The organism is Vibrio sp. 10N.222.49.C9 (assembly GCF_041474985.1).
Lineage (GTDB): Bacteria > Pseudomonadota > Gammaproteobacteria > Enterobacterales > Vibrionaceae > Vibrio > Vibrio crassostreae_C.
In genome coordinates, this window is sequence record NZ_JBFRVD010000152.1 from 1 (window position 1) to 276 (window position 276).

Below are 276 nucleotides of genomic sequence, written 5' to 3' on the forward strand. Positions count from 1 at the left end.
ATTGCGGGCGTTGCGAGTCTTACGCAAAACAGACCCTTTACCGTTGGCTTTGCCGCTGAGACTCAAGACGTTGAGAAATATGCCATGGATAAACTATCGAGAAAGAAACTCGACCTTATCTGTGCCAATGATGTATCTCAAGCGGGTATCGGCTTTAACTCAAACGACAATGCGTTGAATTTATACTGGCCAAATGGCCACAAGAATTTCCCTCTAGCAAGCAAGCATTAGCGCAAAGCATACTAGAGCAGATTAACGAACTTACTCAATAAGCAT

Annotated in this window: 1 protein-coding gene; it reads left to right on the top strand. The window is 43.8% G+C overall.

The genetic code is table 11. The features are described from left to right. Positions 1 to 231 (top strand): phosphopantothenoylcysteine decarboxylase (locus tag AB4585_RS22480; protein ID WP_372171030.1); only part of this gene is annotated, 231 nt, incomplete at its 5' end. Positions 232 to 276 lie beyond the last annotated feature (45 nt).